22 protein-coding genes are annotated in these 23,596 nt (G+C 46.4%); 9 read left to right on the forward strand and 13 right to left on the reverse strand.

Annotated features, from left to right (window positions below; translation table 11 throughout):
• Positions 1-19: 19 nt before the first annotated feature.
• The 4 genes from NIES2104_RS25145 to NIES2104_RS25160 form a co-directional block, all read right to left on the reverse strand.
• Positions 20-586, reverse strand: a complete 567-nt coding sequence (locus tag NIES2104_RS25145; RefSeq protein WP_059000982.1) for an HdeD family acid-resistance protein — start codon at positions 584-586, stop codon at positions 20-22.
• Positions 587-752: 166 nt separating this feature from the next.
• Positions 753-1,217, reverse strand: coding sequence for a hypothetical protein (locus tag NIES2104_RS25150; RefSeq protein ID WP_192843624.1), 465 nt, complete (start codon positions 1,215-1,217; stop codon positions 753-755).
• A 242-nt stretch (positions 1,218-1,459) separates the two neighbouring features.
• On the reverse strand, positions 1,460-2,068 hold the full coding sequence (locus tag NIES2104_RS25155; RefSeq protein ID WP_059000984.1) for a DUF3611 family protein: 609 nt from the start codon (positions 2,066-2,068) through the stop codon (positions 1,460-1,462).
• A 7-nt stretch (positions 2,069-2,075) separates the two neighbouring features.
• Positions 2,076-2,276 carry a hypothetical protein gene (locus tag NIES2104_RS25160; RefSeq protein WP_156427043.1) on the reverse strand — a complete coding sequence of 67 codons (201 nt, stop codon included), beginning with the start codon at positions 2,274-2,276 and terminating at the stop codon, positions 2,076-2,078.
• Between the two features lie 82 nt (positions 2,277-2,358).
• Here NIES2104_RS25160 and NIES2104_RS25170 point away from each other — a divergent pair.
• Positions 2,359-3,515 (forward strand): IS3 family transposase gene (locus tag NIES2104_RS25170; RefSeq protein ID WP_156427044.1). Its coding sequence is split into 2 segments (ribosomal slippage): positions 2,359-2,623 and positions 2,623-3,515, totalling 1,158 coding nucleotides; the frame shifts between segments, so codons are not numbered across the junction.
• Positions 3,516-3,606: 91 nt separating this feature from the next.
• On the opposite strand, the gene NIES2104_RS25175 is transcribed toward NIES2104_RS25170, so the two are convergent.
• The 5 genes from NIES2104_RS25175 to NIES2104_RS25195 are packed head-to-tail and all read right to left on the reverse strand — an operon-like array spanning position 3,607 to position 10,343.
• The gene (locus tag NIES2104_RS25175; protein ID WP_082690079.1) at positions 3,607-4,005 is read right to left on the reverse strand and encodes an alpha/beta hydrolase; all 399 of its coding nucleotides are present in this window, start codon (positions 4,003-4,005) and stop codon (positions 3,607-3,609) included.
• Positions 4,006-4,020: 15 nt separating this feature from the next.
• Positions 4,021-4,629: an alpha/beta hydrolase gene (locus NIES2104_RS25180; protein ID WP_082690080.1), complete on the reverse strand. Its 609-nt coding sequence runs from the start codon at positions 4,627-4,629 to the stop codon at positions 4,021-4,023.
• A gap of 56 nt (positions 4,630-4,685) precedes the next feature.
• Complete coding sequence (locus NIES2104_RS25185) at positions 4,686-5,747, reverse strand: lipase family protein (RefSeq protein ID WP_082690081.1); 1,062 nt, start codon at positions 5,745-5,747, stop codon at positions 4,686-4,688.
• A 26-nt stretch (positions 5,748-5,773) separates the two neighbouring features.
• Positions 5,774-6,700 (reverse strand): YihY/virulence factor BrkB family protein, encoded by a 927-nt coding sequence (locus tag NIES2104_RS25190; RefSeq protein WP_059000995.1) that lies wholly within the window; start codon positions 6,698-6,700, stop codon positions 5,774-5,776.
• 10 nt (positions 6,701-6,710) lie between these two features.
• Complete coding sequence (locus NIES2104_RS25195; protein ID WP_059000997.1) at positions 6,711-10,343, reverse strand: hypothetical protein; 3,633 nt, start codon at positions 10,341-10,343, stop codon at positions 6,711-6,713.
• 214 nt (positions 10,344-10,557) lie between these two features.
• Here NIES2104_RS25195 and NIES2104_RS25200 point away from each other — a divergent pair, with 214 nt between their 5' ends.
• From NIES2104_RS25200 to NIES2104_RS31970, 4 genes are all read left to right on the forward strand, one after another.
• Positions 10,558-11,085, forward strand: a complete 528-nt coding sequence (locus NIES2104_RS25200) for a response regulator (RefSeq protein WP_263971063.1) — start codon at positions 10,558-10,560, stop codon at positions 11,083-11,085.
• A 195-nt stretch (positions 11,086-11,280) separates the two neighbouring features.
• Positions 11,281-11,673, forward strand: coding sequence for a response regulator (locus NIES2104_RS25205; RefSeq protein ID WP_059000999.1), 393 nt, complete (start codon positions 11,281-11,283; stop codon positions 11,671-11,673).
• A 63-nt stretch (positions 11,674-11,736) separates the two neighbouring features.
• A complete protein-coding gene (locus NIES2104_RS25210) occupies positions 11,737-13,419 on the forward strand; it encodes a mechanosensitive ion channel family protein (RefSeq protein ID WP_202815113.1) in 1,683 nt (560 codons plus the stop codon).
• Between the two features lie 151 nt (positions 13,420-13,570).
• On the forward strand, positions 13,571-13,726 hold the full coding sequence (locus tag NIES2104_RS31970) for a hypothetical protein (protein ID WP_156427047.1): 156 nt from the start codon (positions 13,571-13,573) through the stop codon (positions 13,724-13,726).
• A 309-nt stretch (positions 13,727-14,035) separates the two neighbouring features.
• Here NIES2104_RS31970 and NIES2104_RS25215 read toward each other — a convergent pair whose 3' ends face one another.
• From NIES2104_RS25215 to NIES2104_RS25225, 3 genes are all read right to left on the reverse strand, one after another.
• Positions 14,036-15,097 (reverse strand): response regulator transcription factor, encoded by a 1,062-nt coding sequence (locus tag NIES2104_RS25215; RefSeq protein ID WP_059001004.1) that lies wholly within the window; start codon positions 15,095-15,097, stop codon positions 14,036-14,038.
• Positions 15,098-15,410: 313 nt separating this feature from the next.
• The gene (locus NIES2104_RS25220) at positions 15,411-15,776 is read right to left on the reverse strand and encodes a ferredoxin (RefSeq protein WP_202815114.1); all 366 of its coding nucleotides are present in this window, start codon (positions 15,774-15,776) and stop codon (positions 15,411-15,413) included.
• A 59-nt stretch (positions 15,777-15,835) separates the two neighbouring features.
• Positions 15,836-16,954 carry a GTP-binding protein gene (locus NIES2104_RS25225; RefSeq protein ID WP_059001006.1) on the reverse strand — a complete coding sequence of 373 codons (1,119 nt, stop codon included), beginning with the start codon at positions 16,952-16,954 and terminating at the stop codon, positions 15,836-15,838.
• Between the two features lie 91 nt (positions 16,955-17,045).
• Between NIES2104_RS25225 and cysS the strand changes: the two genes are divergently transcribed.
• The 4 genes from cysS to NIES2104_RS25245 all read left to right on the forward strand — a co-directional run bounded on the left by cysS (position 17,046) and on the right by NIES2104_RS25245 (position 23,199).
• A complete protein-coding gene (cysS, locus tag NIES2104_RS25230; RefSeq protein ID WP_059001007.1) occupies positions 17,046-18,470 on the forward strand; it encodes a cysteine--tRNA ligase in 1,425 nt (474 codons plus the stop codon).
• A 94-nt stretch (positions 18,471-18,564) separates the two neighbouring features.
• Positions 18,565-20,004, forward strand: coding sequence for a TldD/PmbA family protein (locus NIES2104_RS25235; protein WP_059001010.1), 1,440 nt, complete (start codon positions 18,565-18,567; stop codon positions 20,002-20,004).
• Positions 20,001-21,332, forward strand: coding sequence for a TldD/PmbA family protein (locus tag NIES2104_RS25240; RefSeq protein ID WP_059001012.1), 1,332 nt, complete (start codon positions 20,001-20,003; stop codon positions 21,330-21,332). Before NIES2104_RS25235 ends, NIES2104_RS25240 begins: the two co-directional genes overlap by 4 nt.
• Positions 21,333-21,516: 184 nt before the next feature.
• The gene (locus NIES2104_RS25245) at positions 21,517-23,199 is read left to right on the forward strand and encodes a hypothetical protein (protein WP_059001015.1); all 1,683 of its coding nucleotides are present in this window, start codon (positions 21,517-21,519) and stop codon (positions 23,197-23,199) included.
• Here NIES2104_RS25245 and NIES2104_RS25250 read toward each other — a convergent pair.
• A complete protein-coding gene (locus NIES2104_RS25250; RefSeq protein ID WP_059001017.1) occupies positions 23,183-23,551 on the reverse strand; it encodes a hypothetical protein in 369 nt (122 codons plus the stop codon). The genes NIES2104_RS25245 and NIES2104_RS25250 overlap by 17 nt on opposite strands.
• Positions 23,552-23,596 lie beyond the last annotated feature (45 nt).

Genomic DNA, 23,596 nt, shown 5'->3' on the forward strand with positions numbered 1-23,596 from the left:
AGGTGCGTAAGCGATCAGACTACAAAGCGGTTCTGGCAACAGATTGACGGACTGCGAGAGCCGCAACCAGCAGAGAGATACCACTCATGAGCAAGCTAATTCCGACATACAGACCGATCAACCAAATTGCACTAAACGGAAAGCGATTCAGCACCATGATGCCGAGAATCAGAGTTACAATTCCGTTTAATGCAACCAGCCAGGACATGCGATGACCTGCTCGATTCGTAAATGCCATGATGATGGTGTAGATTCCTTCGACAATAAACAGCACACCGAAGGCGAAAGTTAATGCCAGCAATGCGGAACCTAAATTAAATAAGATGTAGCAGCCTGCGATCGCGTAAAAGATTCCTACTAATAGATTGAGCCAAAATCCTCGAACAGGCTTTGATTGAAACGATTGAACAATCATCACACCGCCACTAATCAGCGTAATCCAGCCGATCATCAGGGTGAAAAATGCTGAAGCGATCCCTGGTAAAACGATCGCAACAATTCCAAGAATGATCAGAGCAATACTCAGAGCAATGACCCAACCGGTTGATTTCTTGACGTTGACATCAAGCTGAAGATCTGGATTCATCCTGTGTAACCTCGCTTTTGCAAATGGTTTATGAGAAGAAAGAGCAATTCACTGTTCTTTCTGTTTAGAAATTGAGTAACAAAACTGATCGAGCGATCGCAGTTTGCAGGATGCTGCTTTTATAAGCTAGAGCAATACCATATGAAACTGATAGGATGCGGGTCAATCAGTTTTTTGCAGTCGCGATCGCGCAGGTTCCTCTTGCCCAACCCCATTCTTCGGTTCCAACCGAGACTTCGGAACCTGCACGGACGTTGCCTTGTCCTAAGTCCACTAGCGAAATTGCAGTCGCTCCTTGAAATGAGCCTCGATAGATGGGTTGCCCCTGGTCATTTTTGCGATCGAAGGTCAGCGGTGAAACTTGTGGCGGTTGTCCTGCTCTTGTCCAGGTAATTTGGGTGAAGCGACCCTCTGCAAATTTTGCATCATAGTTCCAGCCGTTGACCTTCGTTCCGGTGCAGGAGAACTGTTGAGCTGTCGTAGGCGGTTGAGGTGGCGTTGTTTGTTGAGGTGGCTGAGGTGGCGTTGTTTGCTGAGCCGTGTTGTCCTGAGAAGAGCAACTTACACCCGCAATCACAAGGCTAATTCCAGCTAGTCCAACGGCGATCGTTTGTTTGGTCTTGTTTGTCATTGATCGTTTCCTGAAGTAGGTTATTTGAAATTTCAAAGTTAGCTCTTGCTGTGGTTGAGATGCCCTGTGTATTCAGACGGTCTTATCGTGCTTTAAAGTTCTCTCACTGCGTTGTTTACCCGCCCCGGAATAGAATTCGGGGCTAACAAAACGAAGTCCACTGAAGGGGACTAAAAGCCAGGACGATTATCTTCAGTCCTTTGAAACACGTTCCAGAGTCCCCAGGATATACAACTGTAGTTCTAGTCAATATAAGAACTTCGATGCTGGCGAACTTGGTAAAGGAGCAGCATCGTGACCACTAGCCCAATCAATCCAGCGGCGATCGTATTCACCATCGCTTGAATTGCAATCATATTTGAGGGTGTGATCAATGTGCCTGCTGATCCAACAGTCGTACCCACCTGATTGGGAGTAACAACGGTTGCACCTTGAGGCAAAGTTAGCATCCTGATCGTGAGTTCTCCGACTCGAAATAGGGCAATTAATAGCGCGATCGACATACTCGCGACATTCACAACAATCCCGATCCTTAAATCTCGAATGACTTCGGATTTAGCAGGGCGCAGATCGCGGTCTTCTAGCTTACGAGCGAGTAGCGTGTAGCGAAAACACCAATAGATACTAAACAGTAGAATGAACAAGCACGCGATCGCCATCCACAAGCCTAATGAGAGCCTCCCGGTTTGCTGTCTTCCAGGCTGAAACAGCACATTCGCAACCACGACCAGAATGGGAATGAATCCTAGCGCACACTGCAAGCCAAAGCCAATCCAACCCAACCAGCGAAAAGAACGAGCAATCTGGCGAGGCGTTTGGCTTGGTGCTTCAGAATCAGAGAAGTTGAACATAGAATCGTTAAGGTTCTTTCGTTGTTGCTGTTTCGGACTCACAACGGCACAGCGGCTCACCCAAGATTTGCTGCATCATTGAGGTGACTGTCTGCAAATGGTTTCTTGCTCGATCGCGAGTGTTACTCACTCTCTGACCCACTTGAGCGATCTTTTTACCATCGAAGAACACTTCTGGAAGTGGATAGTTCTGGAGGAATTGCATCATCGAAACGGTGTTGTCTGAAGTGGAACAAAAAAACTGGACAGGTGAATAAGCTACACCCCTCAACCTCATGGTAGGAGTAGATATGAGCCAAAACAAACGTAAACAACACAGCGCCCAGTTTAAAGCCAAAGTCGCCCTCGAAGCGATTAAAGGAGAAAAGACAATCGCGGAAATCGCGAGTCATTACAGCGTTCACCCCACGATGATCCACAACTGGAAACGGCAGCTTTTGGACGGTGCGAGTGAGTTGTTTGAACGCGGTGCGAAATCGAGTGCAGTGGAGCCAGAAACGAGCGCCCAAGTTGACGAGTTATATCGACAAATTGGCAAGTTGCAAGTGGAGCGAGATTTTTTAGCCAACAGGTCGGCACGATTGGGCTTGCCGACCGAAAAGCCTTGGTAGATTCAGAGCATCCAGAGTTGAGCATTGTGCGTCAGTGTGAATTGTTGGGCATTGCGCGATCGAGTTTCTACTACCAAGCTTTGCCGCCGTCGGAAGAAGAACTGGCAATCATGCGGTTGCTCGACGAACAATACTTGGAAACGCCGTTTTACGGCAGTCGGAAAATGACGGTGTTTCTGCAATCGCGAGGGTACAACGTGAATCGAAAACGGGTGCAACGGTTGATGCGGGAGATGGGGTTGTATGCGATCTATCCGAAACCCAATACCAGCAAAGCCGATCCAGAGCATCGGATTTATCCCTATCTGCTGCGAGGATTAGCCATTACGAATGCGAATCAGGTCTGGTGTACCGACATTACCTATCTTCCAGGCGCGAAGGGACACTTTTACCTGGTAGCAGTGATGGACTGGTACAGCCGCAAAGTCTTGTCATGGCGCATCTCAAACACGTTAGAAGTGGCGTTTTGTGTGGAGGCATTGGATGAAGCATTAGCGGGTTATCCCAAGCCAGAGATCTTTAACAGTGATCAAGGCGCACAGTTCACGGCGACAGCGTTCATCGATTGTCTCCAAGCAGCTCAAATCAACATCAGCATGGATGGGCGAGGCAGATGTCATGACAACATTTTCATTGAGCGATTATGGCGGAGTTTGAAGTATGAGTTGATTTATCTCAAGTCATTCGAGAATGGACAGCATTTGAATCAAGAAGTGAAACACTGGTTTCAATGGTACAATCAAGTCAGACCACATCAAGGATTAGAATACAAGACACCGAATCAAGTGTATTGTAGTAGTCTAAAGAATGTGAACATGAAAGAAGCAAAAGCGTGAATTGAATCTAGATCAGTAAAGTTAGTAGAATTGAGATCTAGAACTGTAGCTTATTCACTATCTATTTCTTGTCCAACCCTACGGGTCCATCTCAGTCATCTTTTGCAGAAAGTACGATCGCAGATCTCAACGACTGTACGGGTTCAACGCGACGACGATTGTAAATCACTTGTCCGAGTTGATGTAATAGAAGCTCACCCGGTAGCGTGTTCAGAGTTCGATCTAAGGTGAGAAAGTTGACGTTCACTGGTTGATTAAGAAATCCTCGTAGAGCTTCTGGATCGGCTCCAGCTAGTCTAAGTTGAAACTGTCGTACAGGTACTAACTGACCTGTTTCAACGAATTTTTGCATATCTTCAACCGAAAAGGTTTCTTGAAAAATTCCATATTTCAAGATGACTCGTTCAGCGGCAAGCGTTGGAGTCGCGTAACTGAAGACTCCAGCACCCAATCCCACCATTAGAGTTCGTCTAAGCCACTTTGATAACATCGTTTTAGAGATAAGTTATGGACAGCTTGCAACGCGATCGAGAGTCGAAGCGGATGGACAATTACAAATCAGATTAAACAAAAATTCATTTGCTTCTAGAGCAGGAGGAATGCGCTGTGCAAGTGCATTGACACGGTTGTAAGCCCGTTCGACGCGAGGGAGCTGTACAGTCATTTCGTTGATCGGATAGTTACTCATTACTTCCAGGATTGAGATGCTTTGATTATTTCGATAAGAAGTGATTAATGCCGATCGCAAAGGTTGTAAGCTATCAGGAACCGTAATCGAACCGAGAGCGTTACTGAGTTGGAATAGCATAAAATCCGCGATCGTATTGTTAAAGTTGCGCTCACTCAAGGGACGAGGAATCGCAATCTCACGGGTTAACGTGGATCGGATTGCTTGGGAAGTATTGGGAATTCTGGCGAAAAAGCTTTGTAAAGTGGTTCGCTGGGTTTCACCTGTTTCGACAAATCTGCGGAAATCGCTAAATGGAACGGAGGTACGAGATTCGTTAAACACTAAAGTAACGGTGTCGATCGCACTAGCACGAGAACTCAAGGCAAGACTCATCGCTAGAAACACACCCATTCCTAAAATATTAAGCTGTATTCTCTTATGCATCGATTTAACTGCCGCTCAATCCAGCAATGTGATGAATGTTCCATCACAATACTGAATTAAAATATGAAACTTGTAGGACGCTCAGCGGCAGTTCGTTGGAAAGCTTGGAAGCTGATTTGTTTCAACCTGCTGACCAATTGACCTCGATAAAGGGATACAGCGTGGCTAGTCCCCATCTCGCCGCCCGCATAGTCTAAAAACACCCATTCTTGTCCAGCGTGGTGATATTCCTGATTTCGCAGATTGGAAGGAGGAACCATCGGCACAATATCAGCAAGATTGATGATTCGATAGTTATTTGGCGCGATCGTATTGAGATATTGCACAAAAGCGCGATCGCCCACTCTCGGAGCCGCATAGCTGTACAGACGAAGTTGATTTTTGAGCTTAGAATTTTGAGCTAAATCTGCTGTTGCGAGTGTTGCCAATGCTCCCCCTAGACTATGCCCAACGACGAAACAAGGTAATGCTGGATTCAGTTGATTTGCAACTTGGCGGACTTGCTCTGAAAGTTGCTCATAAAGCCGCAGAAAGCCGGTATGAACTCTACCTCGTTTCGTTCCAGCTTGTAGATAATCGCTCTGGGTTGCTTGAAAGTTAGCAATCCATTCTTTCGGGTTAGAGGTTCCCCGGAAAACAATCAGATTATGTTCAGAGGTCGTCAGGGCAAATCCGATAAAAGCTTGGGTTGGCTTTACAATTCGCTGAGTAATTCGATTGCCTATCGGACTAAGATTTCTCAATAAAGTAGTTGTAGCATCCAAGCGAACATTGAAGGTCGCGATTTGAGTGTATCGATCGAGTCGATCGCTATAACTGGGTAGACTGCGAATTGCACCATTAAACTGGGGATCGCGCCGTTTTTGCTCGAACTGTTCCATCCCGATTTGACTGCACTGAATCAAGATTCTGGAGATTGCGCGATCGTAAGCGATCGTAGGTGAAAGAGTGATTTGACCGCTTAGATCTTTCCGAGTGGTTGGACTATCATCTGCACCAAATAGGGCTTCGATTGTTCCATCATCGGTTTGTGCTTGTGCAGATTGGGCGACGATACTTGCTGAGAAACTAGCTGTCATGCTGCCTACTAAAAGCCTGCGTCGATTGAGTTTAGTCATGAAACATTTACTTAAGGTGAACAAGGTTATTGATTCAAATCCTGACGACGACGGCTGCCGAATAGATGCGCGAAAACATAGGACATCACACAGCCAAATAGAAAAATCTGACAGGTGAGAAAAATCCATAGCAACAAAATCATCACGCCACCGATCACACCATAAGACAGAAAATGGCTCCCGATCGAGATCACGCTATTACTCACTAATTGCTGAAGCCCAACCAGCAACGAAGCTACAATCAGCGCACCCAGCCACACATCGCGCCATGAAACATAGCTAGACGGTAAGGTTTTGTACAGAATGCAAATCGCGATCGCTAAAATCAAAAACGATGCACTCGTTTCTAATCCCCTTGTTAATTGAGATGGATCAATCTGAAGCCAAGAGACTGTTTCTTGAAACGTTGAGAACAGCTTCAAAATTCCCTTGATCACAATACTTGAAATCAATGAGGCAACTAACAGCAAAGCCGTTCCCAGTACTAGCACAAATGAGAATAGCTTATTTGCCACAAAGAAAAGCATCATTTTCGCGGGTGATCCCGATTCAGAAATACGACTCGACGATCGCCAAATCTTATTCACAGAACTTCTAAGAATGCCAAATACTGCACTCGCCGCCCACAGCAACACCACAAATCCGATGACTCCGGCTCCTACACTATTTTGATTGAGCGAAATCACAGTTCCTTTGATTAACTCATGCACCTCTGGCGGAAGGTATCGCTGAATGGCTTGTTCGATCCCTTGAAATGCTTCTGTTCCAGGTGCAATCAGTTTACCGATAATGCTAAGAATCACCATCAGCAAAGGAAACAACGAAAACAGCGCAAAATAGGACAGCGAAGCCGCCATTCCGGGACAGTTATCTTGATCCCACTTCAGCCCGGTTTGAATCAGGAGTTGAGCGGGTTTTGAGGGAATCAGCGTCGATCGGATATATTGCAGCATAGGACATCCTTCACAAAGTCATGGGCGCGATCGGTTCAATGTCTGGATTGTGTCCGCCGACTTGATTCGTACGCAGCACCCAAACTGATGCACCTTGTTCTAAAAAGGTTTTGACGATCGCATCACTCGCTTTACGTGGGAGCAGTGTCCGCCAACTCCCTAAACCCGTCCAAAGATTGCGGAGGGGATCATCTTCGAGCGTTGTCCCTAGCTTAAATTCGTTCGTTTCCCAATCAGAACGCGGTGAACCAAACGGCTGCAATTGTGAATTGAGTCTGTGCTTAACTGCTAAAAGCTGCTGATACTGTTTTGCTTGATCTGGATTCTGACTTAACCAGCGCTCTAAATAAGATTGGTTCGCAGCAATTTCATCCGAGAGCGATCGAATACTCGCAAATAACGCTTGATTCGCATCTTGAGCGCAATTGTTCGCAGGACCGACATAAGTTGCACCTGTTCCATCTCCGACCCGATATCGGGCGGTCATTGCTTCAAGCTGACGAATCATACTATCTAAGGGCGATCGCTGGGTTCCGTTCAAGAGGTCAAAGCGACCCGTAAACGGCTCGAACTTGACTAAAACATCACACACCGGACGCACACCCAGCCAGCCAAATTGTCGATCGCCCATGTAGCGCGACCAATGTACCGTTCCTGATGTTAAGCCATCGGTGTTATGGGTGTAGACCTGATAGTATTGAATGTCAAATCGTCGCTCATCACTGATTGGATCATGAACAACGGTTGCAACCCCGTAGGCAAAATGACCGAAAAAGATCGGAGTTGCTGCCGCAGGTTCTTTTTTATTGCCGCCAATGCCACCATAAACATGCAGTAATAAAGCGCGATCGCCAATTTTCCATTCGTCGATCGCGCTTTGATTGTTCTCAGATTGCCGATTTGCACAGAGAACCGATGAAATGTTGCCTTTTTGCTCGACTGCTTTTGCCCAGGATTCTTGTCGAATGTAGCGATAAGCAGCCTTGCTACCAAACACAACGCGATCGGGCTGAAGACGCAACAGCGATCGAGGTGCAAGCGATTGAACGACAAAGACCCCAGACGCATCTTTCGCACCGTAAATGTACCATCCTGTTTCGTTGAGGGGCGACCGTTCTAGCTTGTTCGCAGTGGAAGGAAGGCTACCATAGCACTGAGCGATGACCACTTCAGGTAAACGAACGGCTTCTTTCCATCCGTCAAAATCGCGAGATGCTCGGTTAAAGTGCGTCACCTGAAAACAATTGCTTCCGGCGATCGGGAATTCAAAGCGCACTAAGCCATAGTATCGTCCCGTAATTTCTGAAGGGGGGTGCTGAATGTACAAGGTTGAGCGATCGATCTCAACGGGATCTGTCAACATCACGATCAGATCATCGCTTGGGTGAGAGGCTGCAAGCGATTCGAGCGGTCCGACTTGTTGCCAGTGATTCACGCGATCGGGGTGAATTGTGCCGCCGTACTGACTGGAATAAGTTGCATTCACACTAAAATGCACATCGTGGGTAACGGCTCGAATCCATTGTTTGAGAGTCGGATCGTCTGCCCAACGCAGTACAACTTTTTTACCAATCAGTGATTCGTAGCCAGCAGGGGCATGATGCACTTCAAACCAAATTCCTCGAAGTTGACGACGCTCTGAGATCTGAGGCAGAATCAAACGACCCATCCAAGGCGCGATCGAGCGATACCAGTTTGAATCAACAGTTTGATCAAGCGGATAGTGCGTATAGTTGTTAAAATCTGCTTGTTTGTAGAGTTCGTAGTTGCTGATTGCTCTGGCGCGAGGAGGTGTATGAATGAGAAAATCCCCGTTCAGGATTGAGAGGACTTGATCGATCGTATATTCAAGATGGCTCTGTCCATTCTGTAGATACGCATTCGGGTCCATGATTCCACCCGGAACCTGATGCCCCATCGCACCCAGCGAAATCTCGCTGATCTTCCCTTTTCGTAAGGCTCGATTCCAGTAAGAGAGCGGGAACCATTTACGTCGCCCCGGAAACAATAAAGGACCTAAAGCAGCAACACTATCTTGATCCCCAACTAAATGGTATAGATGCTCTAACTTTAGAAAATTATTGTTCGCACTCATCACACCACCGAGCGAAATCACTTCAATCTCAGTTTCTAAAGCACGTCTGAGGTAAGGAGCTGCTGCGACCGACATTTGAGCGCCGCCACTATAGCCAATTAATGTAATCGGTGTGCCTTCTTTTGGTTGGTAGCCACGCTGAATCAAGCCATTATAGATGACCTGAGCAATGCCCTGATTGTAGATCGGACCATATCGCTTATCGGCGGAAACTGCCACAATCCAAGCGTTTCGGATATTGACCATCAATCCGAGCAGCGCCATTGGATTTTCCCAACGCATTCGATCGGCAAGTCGCCACACCCAAGATAAAGGTCGATCGCTAACTAAGGCTTGATTTCGCACCGAGTAGAGCATTAGTCCTCTCACTAGCTCCATTCGTTCCGGTAGCGCAGGATCGAGTGCAGTGAGAAAGTCCTCCACATCAGGCGTGTAAGCTTCTCCAGATTGACCCACACCATCCAAGTAAACGACATAGCGATCGACTTGCTTAGAAGCTTGGCTCACAGTAGTCTGAGAGAGTTCTTTAGTCTCTAGCTCATCTCCAAACCAACCCGCCCACCAGCCCAATGTCTCCAAAGGGGCTAACAATCCAGCAAAGATCAGCGCCACAATACCAATCCACGACAGATCAAATGTCCATCGCACCACACGTGGCAGGGTTGCATACCAGCTAAATAAACTGAGGCGAATCGGGCGCAAAAGGAGCGCAACGACAACAAACAGCAACACCATTCCAAACAGAATTAACCCCAAACGAATCGCTTGAGGAATTCCCTGAAATCGGTTCTCCATCCGAACGCCCAGCGTTTGTGTATCCTGAGTGGGAAGCTCGATCGTGGTTGTTCCACTCGTATAAAGGGGAGCAACAGAACCAACCTCGATCGCAGAATTTGAGGACAAAATTCTGGTTTCCAAGCCTGTCTGGACTTGCTCTCTTAAGCGCGATCGCTGTTTTACTAAATCCACACCTGCCACTTTGCGATCGAGCTTTTGTCCGAATCGTGCGATCGGCTGTCCGATTGTTCCTTGTAGCAGTTGCAGGACAATCCAACCCACTGCAACATGCGTAAACGCCGCTGCACCTCCGACCTGAGCAACCGCACTCACCGCAGTCACCATTTGAAGTAAATGCCAGACCGAAAGCACATTGAGAATCGGACTTCCCAGATGTGGTAATGCTCCTAAGAATCCAAACAACAGCGGGGTATAGCTCAATCCAAACGCTTCGACTAAATCCCCCCAGGAAATTCGTGCAAACCCAGGAAGTAAGCCAATCAACCAAGTGCTAAACACCAAAAACAGGAACCCAAACGCGAACAAAATCGCATTGAGCAGCAAGCTCAGTAGAAATCGAACGGGCTTGACTCGGTTTGCAAACAGAATCACACTTTGTCCAATTCCTAAAGAGAGTCCAGCACCCAGCACCACTAAAAGCGCGATCGCTTGTCCCTGTGGATTGCGAATGATTCGTGCAAAAGCATCCTGACTGAGATAAAGTGCACCGTTGATTAAATCGCTGAATGGATTGAGCAGAGGATCAGGCATAGTTTCATCTCTAGATGTCTCTTCGTCATCGATAGTTTCCTTGTGTCAGTAATCGTGAATGCAAAGATAGTTCGTTAGATCTCGGTGTGATTTAGCGAAGTCAATCTATGGATTTGAAGGGATACGCCATACACAATAAAGCAAGAAAATATGAAACTCATAGGATCGAAAATTCTCGCTTCTCTAACTTTCGCTTGAGTCAGATTGTCTTAATATAAGGGGGCAAAAAGGAGAAACAGGATTGGAGCTAGCAATCTGTAGAAAAACTGTGCAGAAACATGAAGGACAAATCTGGGTCGAAAGCTGTTTGGGTGAAGGAAGCACCTTTTACGTTACCGATCGCGCAGAAGGGGACTCCATGACTCAATCAAAGCGAATTTTAATTATTGATGACGAAGACGATATTCGGGCAGTCGTACAGGTTTCGCTCGAAGAGTTTGGCGGATGGCAAACGATTCCCGCTGCTTCTGGTATCGAAGGATTAGCGATCGCTCGATCGGAAGTTCCCGATGCAATTTTACTCGATGTTTCGATGCCAGATTTTGATGGCTATCAGGTGTTTGAAGCATTGCAGCAAAATGCTCGGACTCAAGCAATTCCAGTGATTTTCTTAACTGCGAAAGTGCTGCCAAGCGATCGACAACAATTTGCATCGCTCCAGATTGCAGGTGTAATTACAAAACCCTTTGATCCGACGCTAATCTGGCAAGAAGTTGGATTAATTTTAGGGTGGACAACCTGAACAATTGACCCTCTTGTCTTATGAGTTTCATATGTTTTTGATTTAGTCTACCAATCATGCCCTAATCTATCGATCTGCGGCGTTCAAAAATCAATTTAATCTAAGTTGCTATCGTGTTCCAAGCTGTTCAATGACCTTTCACCTGGAGTTGTCTGCATTGAATGCCGTTCTCTCTGGTGAGGCGGGAGAGAAATTATGTCTGACAAAACAATCTTGCTAATTGAGCCTGAAGCAAGTCTCCGAGCAGTTCTAGAAATTTCCTTGAGTGAACTGGGTGACTGGCACGTCAACGTTTCGAGTTCAATTCAGCAGGGCATAGAACAGTGTAAAATCACTCAGCCAGACGTGATTCTGCTAGACACTTCTACTCCAGAGATTGATGCTCTCATTTTTGTTGAGCAACTTAAATATCATTCAATGGCGCGATCGATTCCGATTTTGCTGATTACTGCCCGCGCCGACTGGTTTACATCCCATCAGTTACAAGCGATGGGATTCGCAGGCGCGATCGCAAAACCATTCAATCCGGCTACGCTATCCGCTCAGATTGTACACTTACTAGAAGCAAACCGCGAGGAGCGATCGTAGAGCAGGTAAATCTATCCAATGTTAAAGAACTATCGAGGTTTCCGCCTAAATAGGTCAGTCGTTTTGAAGTTGTTTCACCGACGGATTTGGGTGATTCTGAGTTTTGCGATCGTGCTCTTCTCGGTCGCGGCTCCGTCTCACGCTCAGCAACCGATTGAAGCGGGAAATCCGATCGATGGTTATCCGATTGTGCTTGATGGCAAAGAGCTATTTCGGCTGAAGCAAGGTGTGCCGGGGGTCGCATCTGCCAAAGAGCGATCGAGGCTCGTGAATGATCGCTTAGTTCAAGTGGCACAAGATGAGTCGGTATCCCCCACATCGATTCGAGTGGAAGAACAAGAAAGCGGCTCTGTGATTGTTGCGAGGGATACGGTTCTATTAACAGTGCGAGAAAGCGATCGCTTTGAGGATCAGTCTAGGCAATCTACCGCAGCGCAGAAAGTTCAAACGATGCAATCTGCGATCGAGCAATACCGCCACGATCGCAGTGTTCAGAAACTGAGTCAGGGGATTGGATTAACGCTGCTCAGCACGATCGGATTGATTGGATTTTTGGTGATGCTCCAGCGATCGGTGTCTCGCCTGCTCCTAAAAATCAAAGAAGCTCAACACAATCATGCACTGGATCTGAGCATCCAAGGTTTTCAGCTTCTTGGCTCTAGTGCGACAGGGTACCTCCTTACTAGTTTGCTTGGAATCTTACGGCTCGTTCTTTTACTCGGCAGCTTGTATCTCTATGTTCCGTTTGTGCTGAGTCAATTTCCAGCCACAAGAGCGATCGGGAATTCGATTTTGAGCGATATTGTCGATCGGCTAAACCAAGCGACAACTGCATTTGTTCAATATCTACCGAATCTGGTGATGATTGGATTGATTGCACTGTTTACGCATTACGCGACTCAGTTTATTAAGCTGGTGATTATTGAATTAGGGCGAGATGATGCTTATTCGTGGTTCTACCCTGAATGGATACAGCCAACGAATCGCCTCGCAACCCTGCTGATTGTAATCATTGCCTGTATTGTTGCTACGCCTTATCTTCCGGGATTTAACTCACCTGCTTTTCAGGGAATTTCGTTGTTTCTGGGTGCATTAGTGACGCTTGGATCATCGTCTGCGGTGACGAATGCGATCGCGGGCATTATTTTGATTTACACTCGTGCTTTCCGAACCGGGGATATTATTGGCATCGGTGAAACGATCGGCGAAGTGGTTGAAAAAACAATGTTTGTTACTCGACTGATCACGTTTAAGAAAGAAGTGATTACGATTCCAAATGCTTCAGTGCTCAATAGCAATGTGGTTAATTTCAGTGCTGTTGTTCGCATCCATCCAGCTTCACACAAACCGAATCAGGCTCTACTGCTTCACACTACCGTTACGCTTGGTTATGACATCTCCTGGCGCAAAATTCATGAGGTATTGATTCAAGCGGCAGAAACAACGATCGATGTTCTGTCCGAACCGCAGCCCTTTGTTTTGCAAACTGCCCTGAATGATTTTAATGTGAGTTACGAACTAAACGCGTATACGAATCATCCAGAATTAATGCCTAGAATCTATTCAGAACTACATCAGAACATTCAAGACTATTGCAATCAAGCAGGCATCGAAATTCTATCACCAGCTTACACTTCACTTCGAGACGGCAATCATTCAACAATGCCGATCGACTACTTACCAGAAAACTATACTGCTCCATCGTTTCAGATTCGCAGCCAGAATCAACAACATGAATCAGATTAACCCTTTCTTTAGAGTGGTTTTTGCTCTAGAATCCTGAATAGTGTACTGTTCCTTGCTCAGGGATTGATCATGTCGATCGCACTTCCCAAACTCTTGCTCTCCGTGGTTTCTCTGCCTTGCGGATTGATCATTGCATTGGCGATCGAAAATCATGTCTCAATTTTGCTCGGCGGACTGGCTCTTGGTTCAACCGTCCTACAATCAGCCTTTCCGCACTCCGACTGATCGACAACCGTTTCAAATCAATGCTCGCGTTACAGGCAATCGTAACACTGCCTATCAAGTTGCGGTTTTAGCGTGTGAGTAGTTGAATTTTCTGCGATCGAGAACTTGATACCAAATTGATCTTTGGCATTCTCGATCGCTTCGATCTAAGAGGATGTTTGAAAAGTAATCGTTGTTGCCGCAACCCGCCCTGAAATGAATTTCGGGCTAATCGGCGCAAGTCCATTGAAATGGACTAAGAACCTGAAGTTGGCTCCCAGTCTACTTCAGTAGACTTTCCACGGTTAGCCCGAAATTCATTTCAGGGCGGGAGTCAAACGAGAGCGAAGAGACTTTTTATACTTTTCAAACACCCTCTAAAAACACGCTCCGTTTATTAGAATCTAACCCATCAGCTTACTGCTACAAGTTCAGGCTGATTTGAGTCAGCAAGTTCTTGCTTCAACTGTTTTAGCAATCGAGCAAATTGATTCACATCATAGGATTCATTGCCCGATCGTTCTAGCCATTGCTCGATCGCTTGTGCCGTTTTTGAAGTCTGCATACAGCCAAACGTTCCCAATCCTCCTGCAAGGTTGTGGGCTTCTGTTTGCGCCGCAATTTGCTGCTGCACGGTGAAATTACCCAATCGCAGCGATCGCTCTGCTGCTTCAAGTACGGCAATGCGCTGCTCGATCGATAAACGAAATCGCTGAGTAATCTTCTCGATCGCAGCTCTGCCGCGTTCTGTATTTTGTCCGATCGCTAAAGCTGGATGAGTCGCTACGAGACTAAACTGTGGTGCTGCTTTTAACCGATATCCCAAACCATAAACGGTTTCAATAAAGTCATCGATCCCCACGGATTTTAATCGATGGCGCAAATCTTTAATTAAATTCGTGACTGAACCTTCAACTGGAGTTTCATCGATCGACCAAAGATGATCAATGATGGCGCTACGGCTAAGAATATGTTGAGGATGACGTAGAAAGAGTTCGAGTAGGCTGTATTCCTTGGCGCGTAGAGGAATGATGCTCTGCCTGTAAGTGACTTGAACTAAGGCGGGATCAAGACAAAGTTCGCCCCAGGTTAAAACGGGCGATGATCCCGCAGTTTCACTTCGACGAAGTAAGGCGCGGACTCTTGCTAAAAGCTGAGCAGACGTACAAGATTTCGCGACATAATCATCCGCACCCGCATCTAATCCGGCAATAATATCTTCGTCCGAATCCTTGACGGTGAGCATGAGAATCGGGGTTTGACATCCTCGATTGCGAAGCTGGTGACACAGTTCAATCCCATTTAGCTCTGGCAGCATCACGTCTAGCAAGATTAGATCATAACTCCAGTTTGCAGCGAGTTCTAATCCAGATAGTCCATCTGCGATCGCGTCAACGGCGTAGTGCTGAGCAGTAAGCGTTGCTGAAAGCAATTGGCTTGTATCTCGATCGTCTTCAATTAAAAGGATTTTCATAAGTACTTCCTCAAATCAACGGATCTTGACTTAAAAGTAGATTCGTACTAATTCGGGGGCTGGTCATTCCTTGATATCAACGATTAAAGCGAAGGTTCAATCAAGGAAGAGCGTTTCGCTAAAGATGACCCGAATCTCGTATTTTCTAGTTTTGCGTTGAATAGAGCCATCAGTAGCTTAATACAAGTCGTTGAATAACACTACATTTTTATAAAGTGTTAAACATCACAGAACTATCCAAATAGGTCAATGTATCTATCGTTAGAAAATGGCTGAAGTACGGGTTCGATTGTTATTTACCCAAACTGTATTGTTATGAATCATTTGTATGCTGTCTTCTAGCAATCGTTGAATTTTCCACTGTGATTGCCGAATCTCTGAGTGTTGCAGAGCGACAAACATAAGCGGGGTGAATGCGGGGGTGAAGTAAGCGATCGACGGGTTGATTGTTTTCTAAATGAGACTGTGCGATCGCGTTGACATCAGTCGGCTTGACTCGACAATACCAAATCTCATCGGGCAAAATTCGTACCGTTGCACCTAGGTTACATTGTCCTTGGCATTCAGCAGGCACGATCGCAGCATCGGAAGAACACTCTAAAAAAGCTGCCAGCACCTCGGCTGATCCCTGAGCAAGACAGCTTTGATACTGGCAGATTAAAACCTGTTTAGAGGACATTTTGGATTTTTGACGAAGGGTAAAGAAGGTAACTTCGTCTGTTATGCCCTAGATTGCCCTTAGCGACCGAAACCTTTGCCTTTATTTTGTGAGGAAGGGCATAGACAAGCTTCGACTTGCGATCGTAGTTCCGCATGATCTAACCCTTGTCCGATCAGCACCAATTGATTTTTTGGGGTGCCTTTCCACTCATCGTCATCGAGCGAGAACCGTTTACCGCTCAGATGGAAAATGTGACGCTTTGGACTTTCATCAAACCAGAGAATGCCTTTAGCGCGAAACACATTCGTCGGAAGCTGATTGTCTAAGAAATGCTGGAACTTCCGAATACTAAACGGTCGATCGCTCTCGAATGAGATCGAGGTGAAACCATCATTCTCTAAGTGATTTGAGTGATGGTGATGGTCGTGATCATGATCGTGGGCGCAATGACCGTGGTCGTGATCGCAACTGGAATGATCATGATGATCGTGGTCGTGGTGATCATGATCGTGATCGGATTCCGCATCGGGATCGAAGTATTGATCCGACTCGAACAATCCAACGCTTAATAATGCTGCTAACGGAACTTGTCCTTTCACAGTGCGGAGAATTCTTGCACCTTCTTTGATATCGCGAATCCGGACTTCGAGCGCATCGACATTCGCTTCATCAACTAAGTCGGTTTTGTTCAGCAGAATGATATCGCCGTAGGCAATTTGACTGTAAGCGGCTTCACTGTTGAACAAATCTAAGCTGAAGTTTTCAGAATCAACCACGGTGACGATCGAATCAAGACGAGTTAAATCGCGTAATTCAGTTCCCAAAAAGGTCAACGCAACCGGAAGCGGATCAGCCAGTCCCGTTGTTTCAACCACTAAATAATCGATTTTGTCCTGACGCTCTAGAACTTTATAGACCGCCTCTACAAGGTCATTATTAATGGTGCAACAGATACAGCCGTTGCTGAGTTCCACCATGTTTTTATCTTCGTCGGTCTGGATAATCAGCTCGTTATCGATGCCAATTTCACCGAACTCGTTGACCAAGACCGCCGTTTTCAAGCCTTGTTGATTCGTGAGAATGTGATTGAGCAAAGTCGTTTTACCGCTGCCCAAGAAACCTGTGATAATCGTAACCGGAAGCCCAGTTTTGGGCGCGTCCATCGGAGATTCAGACTGAGTGCTGACTGATTGCATAGCACGATCGCATCAAATATCTTTTCCCCATTATTGCTGATTAGAATCGATTAGGATGGGATATCGATCGTTATTCATTTGAAAGAATTTCATGGCTTTAGTCGTTTACAACACCTTAACCCGCAGCAAAGAACCGTTTGAGCCGATCGAATTGGGTCATGTGAAGATGTATTGCTGCGGTGTCACGGTGTACGACTTCTGCCATTTGGGTCATGCTCGATCGTATATTGTCTGGGATACGATTCGGCGCTATCTAACGTGGCGTGGGTATCGAGTGCGCTATGTGCAGAATTTCACCGATATCGATGACAAAATTCTGAATCGAGCGCGAGAAGAAGGATCATCGATGGAAGCCGTTGCAGAATTGAATATTCAGCGCTATTTCGAGGATATGCGGCGGTTGAATATTTTGGATGCGGATGCTTACCCGCGTGCAACTGAAACTTTAGACGGTATCAAGCGCTTGATTCGCGAATTGGAAGAGAAAGAATTTGCGTATGCGGCGGGTGGCGATGTCTATTACGCTGTTCAGAAAGATCAAGAGTACGGGAAGCTTTCGGGACGCAAATTAGACGAGATGCAGGCGGGTGCTTCGGGGCGTGTCGATGAAGTGGAATCGAAAAAGCGCTATCCGTTCGATTTTGCTTTGTGGAAGGGGGCGAAACCGGGTGAGCCTGCGTGGGAATCGCCTTGGGGCAAAGGTCGTCCTGGATGGCACATTGAATGTTCGGCAATGGTGCGAGAATTTTTGGGAGAATTGATCGATATTCATGTCGGCGGCGCGGATCTGATTTTTCCACATCACGAGAATGAAATTGCTCAATCGGAACCTGTCACGGGTCGATCGCTTGCGAATTATTGGTTACATAACGGCATGGTGAATGTAGACGGTGAAAAAATGTCGAAATCGCTTGGCAACTTCACCACGATTCGAGATTTGCTTGATGTGAAAGGGGTTGCTCCGATGGTGGTTCGATTCTTCGTGCTGCAAGCGAGTTATCGAAAGCCGATCGATTTCACCAAAGACGCGATTACCGCTGCTGAAAATGGCTGGAATACGTTGAAAGATGGCTTGCTGTTTGGGTTTCGGCTCGATGCCAAATTAGATCAGGCATTTGAACCTGTTCGCTCGATCATTGAAGAATTCCAAACCGCGATGGATGACGATTTCAATACATCCGGTGCACTAGCGGCATTATTTCCCGTTGCCAAAGAGTTACAGCGGCAAGGCAATATTTTGATTCACGAGGGCAAAACAGATACTGCATCTGAGGCGCTTCTCCCACAGTGGCAGACATTAGTAGAACTTGCGAAAATTTTGGGGTTAGAGGCAGAACCGGAAGTGCAAACCTCTGGTGAATTCTCAGGGGATCAGATTGAAGCGATGATTCAACAGCGAAAAGCCGCGAAAAAAGCGAAGAATTTTGCCGAAGCCGATCGCATTCGTAACGAACTTCAGGCACAAGGAATCACCTTAATCGATAAACCGGGCAACGAAACGATTTGGCATCGTTAAACTAAGGAATGTGCGTATAATGACTAATCTCCAAGGGTAGGTTTTTCCGTTGGAGAGTCGCGCTCTTTTGTCCTGAACTCATCCACATCGCTCCATGATTTCTGAACTTTCTCACTTCCTGAACGCGATCGATATTCCCGCTGATTGGGTGGGGCTTCGAGCCATGAAGGAAGCATCTACCACCCGCTCTGTTCGTGATGGCATTCCCGAAACTAATGGCTCCTCGCTAACTCAAGGCGTGATGGTCGAAGTTTTGGTAAATGGGCAAATCGGTTATGCAGCAACGAATTTGCTCAGTTTGGAAGGAATTCGAGCAGCGGCACAAAAAGCTTATCAACAAGCGATCGCGGCTTCGGAATGGAATATTTATTCGACTCCACTTTCCGCCCGTCCGAAAGTCGTGGGTCAATATGTTTCTCCGCTGATGAAACCGTTTGATGCACTCAGTCCGGGTGAGATTAACGAGCTTCTAATTAAAATTACTCGCGAACTGAAGGTTTCGGATCAAATCGTGCAAACAAGCGCAACCGCGTTGACGACTGAGGCAGAAACTTGGTTCGTGAGTAGCAATGGCTCAGAAGTGTATCAGCATTTCTTTCGCATTGGGACAGATTATTCTGCGACGGCTCAGGAAGGTGGCGTGGTTCAACGTCGATCGAATAATGGTTGGCTGGCAAGCTGCTATCAAGGCGGATTAGAGTATTTCATCACTCCGGATCTGTGGTCGCGAGTTCAGCAGATTGGAACGCAAGCGATCGAGCTTCTCACCGCTGAAGATTGTCCGAGTGAGACGACGACATTGGTTCTCGCACCGGATCAAATGTTGCTACAGATTCATGAGAGTGTTGGGCATCCGTTGGAACTCGATCGTATTTTGGGCGATGAGCGTAACTATGCAGGCGGAAGCTTTGTCAAACTCAAAGACTTCGGGAATCTGGTGTATGGTTCTCCATTGATGAACATTACCTTTGATCCGACGGTTTCTGGAGAGTTCGCAAGTTATAGCTTTGATGACACTGGCGCACCCGCAACCCGCGAATATTTGATCAAAGAAGGCGTTTTACAGCGCGGACTTGGAAGCTTGGAAAGTCAGGCGAGAACAGGCGTGAAAGGGGTAGCTTGTTCGCGGGCTTCGTCTTGGAATCGTCCGCCGATCGATAGAATGGCAAATCTTAACTTAGAGCCGGGTAACAAGAGCTTTGAGAAACTGATTGCAGGAATCGATCGGGGAGTCTACATGGAATCGAATCGCTCTTGGTCGATCGACGATCAGCGGCATAAATTCCAGTTCAGTTGCGAATATGCTAAACGCATCGAAAACGGCAAGCTCACGACAACTTTGAGAAATCCGAACTATCGCAGTATTACACCTCAGTTCTGGGGTGGATTGGTTGCTGTGGGTGATCGATCGACTTGGCAAATGTACGGCACACCAATGTGCGGCAAAGGTGAACCGAATCAAGCGATTACAGTCGGACATGGTTCTCCGATCGCAGTTTTTGCCGATATCGAAGTTTTTGGAGGGGGAGCATGACAATGTTAGAAACTAGCTTTAATCAATTAGTGGATGAGATCCGCAATCAGTTAAAGCCAGAGGAACAATTCACACTCACCTTAGAAAGTGAGCAAAGCCAATTTACAAGATTCAATCATGCTAAAGTTCGCCAAACGGGGACGGTCAATGATGGTAGCTTGCAGTTGGTATTGATGCACAATCAGCGGAGTAGTTACCGAGAGTTTCCGTTTACCGGAAATCTTGAAAGCGATCGACAAATCGCGAATGATGCGATCGCGGCACTGCGCGAAGAAGTTGCACAACTTCCAGAGAATCCTTACTTAGTGCTTCCTGCTGGCAACAATACGAGCCGTGAAGTTCATACAGGTCAATTGCTAGATTCAGAAGCGGTCGTTTCTACACTGATTCCGATCGTTTCAGATCTTGATTTTACGGGCATCTATGCGGCTGGATCAGTGATTCGAGCTTATGCCGATTCAGTCGGACAGAAGCACTGGTTTGCAACCGATTCTTATTCACTCGATTACTCATTGTTCACAGCGGATGGACAAGCTGTAAAAGGAACATTTGCAGGGTCAAATTGGAATGATGCAGCTTATAAAGCGAAGATTGAGGAATCGCGATCGCAGTTAGCCCGAATGGCTCAACTTCCGAAATCAATCCAGCGGGGACAGTATCGCACTTATCTTGCGCCTGCTGCCGTCGCGGAATTGATGACAATGCTCTCTTGGGGCGGCATTAGTGAAGCCTCTCATCAACAAGGCGGAAGCTGTTTTAGTGCAATGCGACGCGGTGAAAAGAAGCTATCTCCGAAGTTTACCTTAAAAGAAAACTTCAAATCGGGAGTAGTTCCAAGATTTAACGACCTCGGTGAAATCGCGCCCTTAGAACTATCGCTGATTGAATCCGGTGAATTGATCAATATGCTCACTTCATCAAGAACTGCAAAAGAATACGGACTTGAAGCGAATGGTGCAACGAGTGGAGAAGAACTGCGATCGCCCGAAATTTTGCCAGGGGATTTGAAACACGATCGCATTCTTTCAGCACTGGGGACAGGGTTGTATCTCTCGAATCTGCATTATTTGAACTGGAGCGATCGACCCACCGGACGTATTACCGGAATGACTCGGTATGCTTGTTTTTGGGTTGAGAATGGTGAGATTGTTGCCCCGATCGAGAATCTCAGATTCGATGATAGTCTCTATCAATTTTGGGGTGAGAACCTGATTGCGCTCACAAGCTTCCGAGAGTTTATTCCTGATGTGGGAACATACAGCCATCGTAATTTAGGTGGGCTTCTTGCTCCCGGAATGTTAGTCGATCGCTTCACTTACACTTTGTAGTCATCACACAGCCCGAACAATAGACCTCTATAAATTCGAGATGCCCAGCGAGTGGAAATCGGGGCTATGCAGACAAAGTGTACCGTCTTACTCAGTTCCCTACGGAGGGAAACCCTCCTTTAGGACTGAGCGCTTCGTACACTCGCAGCCATCTGATAGCGTTTCTCTTCCGGATCTTTTTTCAATGCTCATTTCGCGCATCCATCGATTTCTTATTCCGTCTGAACCAAAGCGCGCTCGCCGAGTCGCATTCTGGTTCAGTCTCTCTTTAGGCTTTGCGCTCTACTACGGCTTTCTTGTCCTGCAAAGAGCCTTTCGAGCCGAATACGTGGTACAGGATGATGCGCGAGAGTATGTCTTTTGGATGCAGCGATTTATTGATCCAGCCTTGCTACCGAATGATCTCATCGCTCAATATTTCAAGTCCATCACGCCGCCTGGATATGCTGCGCTTTATCAATTGATGGCAATGTTCGGAATCGAACCGCTTTGGCTGAGTAAAGTGCTTCCCGTTGGACTCGGACTAATTGCAACGATCTATAGCTTTGCAATTTGCTTGCGATTGTTCCCGTTTCCGATCGCTGCTTTTACCTCCACGCTGATTTTGAATCAAAGCTTATGGTTTCGAGATGATCTCAGTTCTGCAACCCCTAGAGCATTTGTAACTCCGCTCTTTCTAGCATTTCTCTATGCTTTGATTCGGAATCACAGATCGAGCCTAATTATTATCTTGATTCTCCAAGCGCTCATTTATCCACCGCTTGTCTTTATCACGATCGCACTTTTACTAATAAGACTTTGGCACTGGGAATCTGGAAAGCTGCGATTTCGTGCTGATCCGCTGGTTTTCATTGGAATTGCAGTCAGCGCGATCGCGTTAATTCCCTATGCGCTTTCCTCTGCGGAATTTACTCCATTGATTACGCGATCGCAAGCCTTGACCATGCCCGAACTGTATCCCGGTGGTAGACATCCTTTTTTCCATCCGAATCCTTGGCATTTCTGGCTCATTGGTGAACATAGTGGAATGATTCCGCCGTTGATGCCTCCGTTGATTTGGTTAGGACTGCTATTACCGATTTTGATGCGGTATCGATCGAGATTTCCTTTAGTCCAGCAAATTAACGATCGAATCTCAGTTCTGCCGCAAATTGTCTATGTATCTTTGGGGCTATTCGTAGCGGCTCACTTATTGTTACTGCGGCTATTTTTCCCAACTCGATATACGACTCATAGCTTCAGAATTGTCTTAGCGATCGCGGCTGGAATTGTGATCACCGTTCTACTCGATTCTATTCTCCGAGCTTCTCAGAACCTTGCAAAGCTCACTCTAGCTCTAATCATCGGGGTCGTGCTGCTGTTTTATCCACAACTTTCGAGCGGCTTCCCCAACACCAATTTCCGTGTGAGTAACAATGGAGCACTTTATCAATTTTTACGATCGCAGCCCAAAAATATTATGATTGCAACGCTTTCCGACGAAGCGAACAACATCGCAACTTTCGCTCAGCGATCGGTCTTATTTAGTAAAGAACATTCGCTACCCTTTCATCTCGGATACTACAATCAAATCCGACAGCGAATCAGTGATGTGATGCAAGCACAATACGGTTATGATCTGACTTTGGCAAAAAGCGCGATCGACCAATACCAAATCAACTTCTGGCTACTTGAGAACACAACTTTCACGCCCAAATTTCTCCAGAATGCAACTTGGCTTGAAAGCTTCCAACCTGCTTACACCACTGCACTGAACAACCTACAGCAAGAAAAATCTCTAGCATTTAGCAAACTCTCGCGCTGCTCGGTGTTTAATAGCGATCGATTCACACTCTTAGACGCTGCTTGTATTAAAACCGCTTCTTGATCACTGCGATCGTACCGAGAAAGACTATACACAAAGTTACAGCGACGATCGTTTCTTCAATCCTTGGCGACACGATCACAAAAAAATTCTGACCTTTGATCAACGCCGAGAAGCTAGACACACAGAACGGCATCAGATACAGGCGAAAAACCTGCCAAAAATCTTGACCTTGCGAGGAAACACTGAGTAACAAAGCTGTTCCGATTACGGCACTAATCCCGATCGAGTTCATCCAAATCTTCGGTGACGGATCAAAATAAAAATAAACCGTCACTAAGTACCAAATGAGATAGCACCAGAGAACTGTTTTATTCGGTTTGATGTTTTGAAAATACTGGATCAGGCGCTTCATAATGCAGTTCCAATGCCTCGAACATCATCGCATCGATCGTGCTTT

It is taken from the genome of Leptolyngbya sp. NIES-2104, from assembly GCF_001485215.1.
Classification (GTDB): domain Bacteria; phylum Cyanobacteriota; class Cyanobacteriia; order Leptolyngbyales; family Leptolyngbyaceae; genus Leptolyngbya.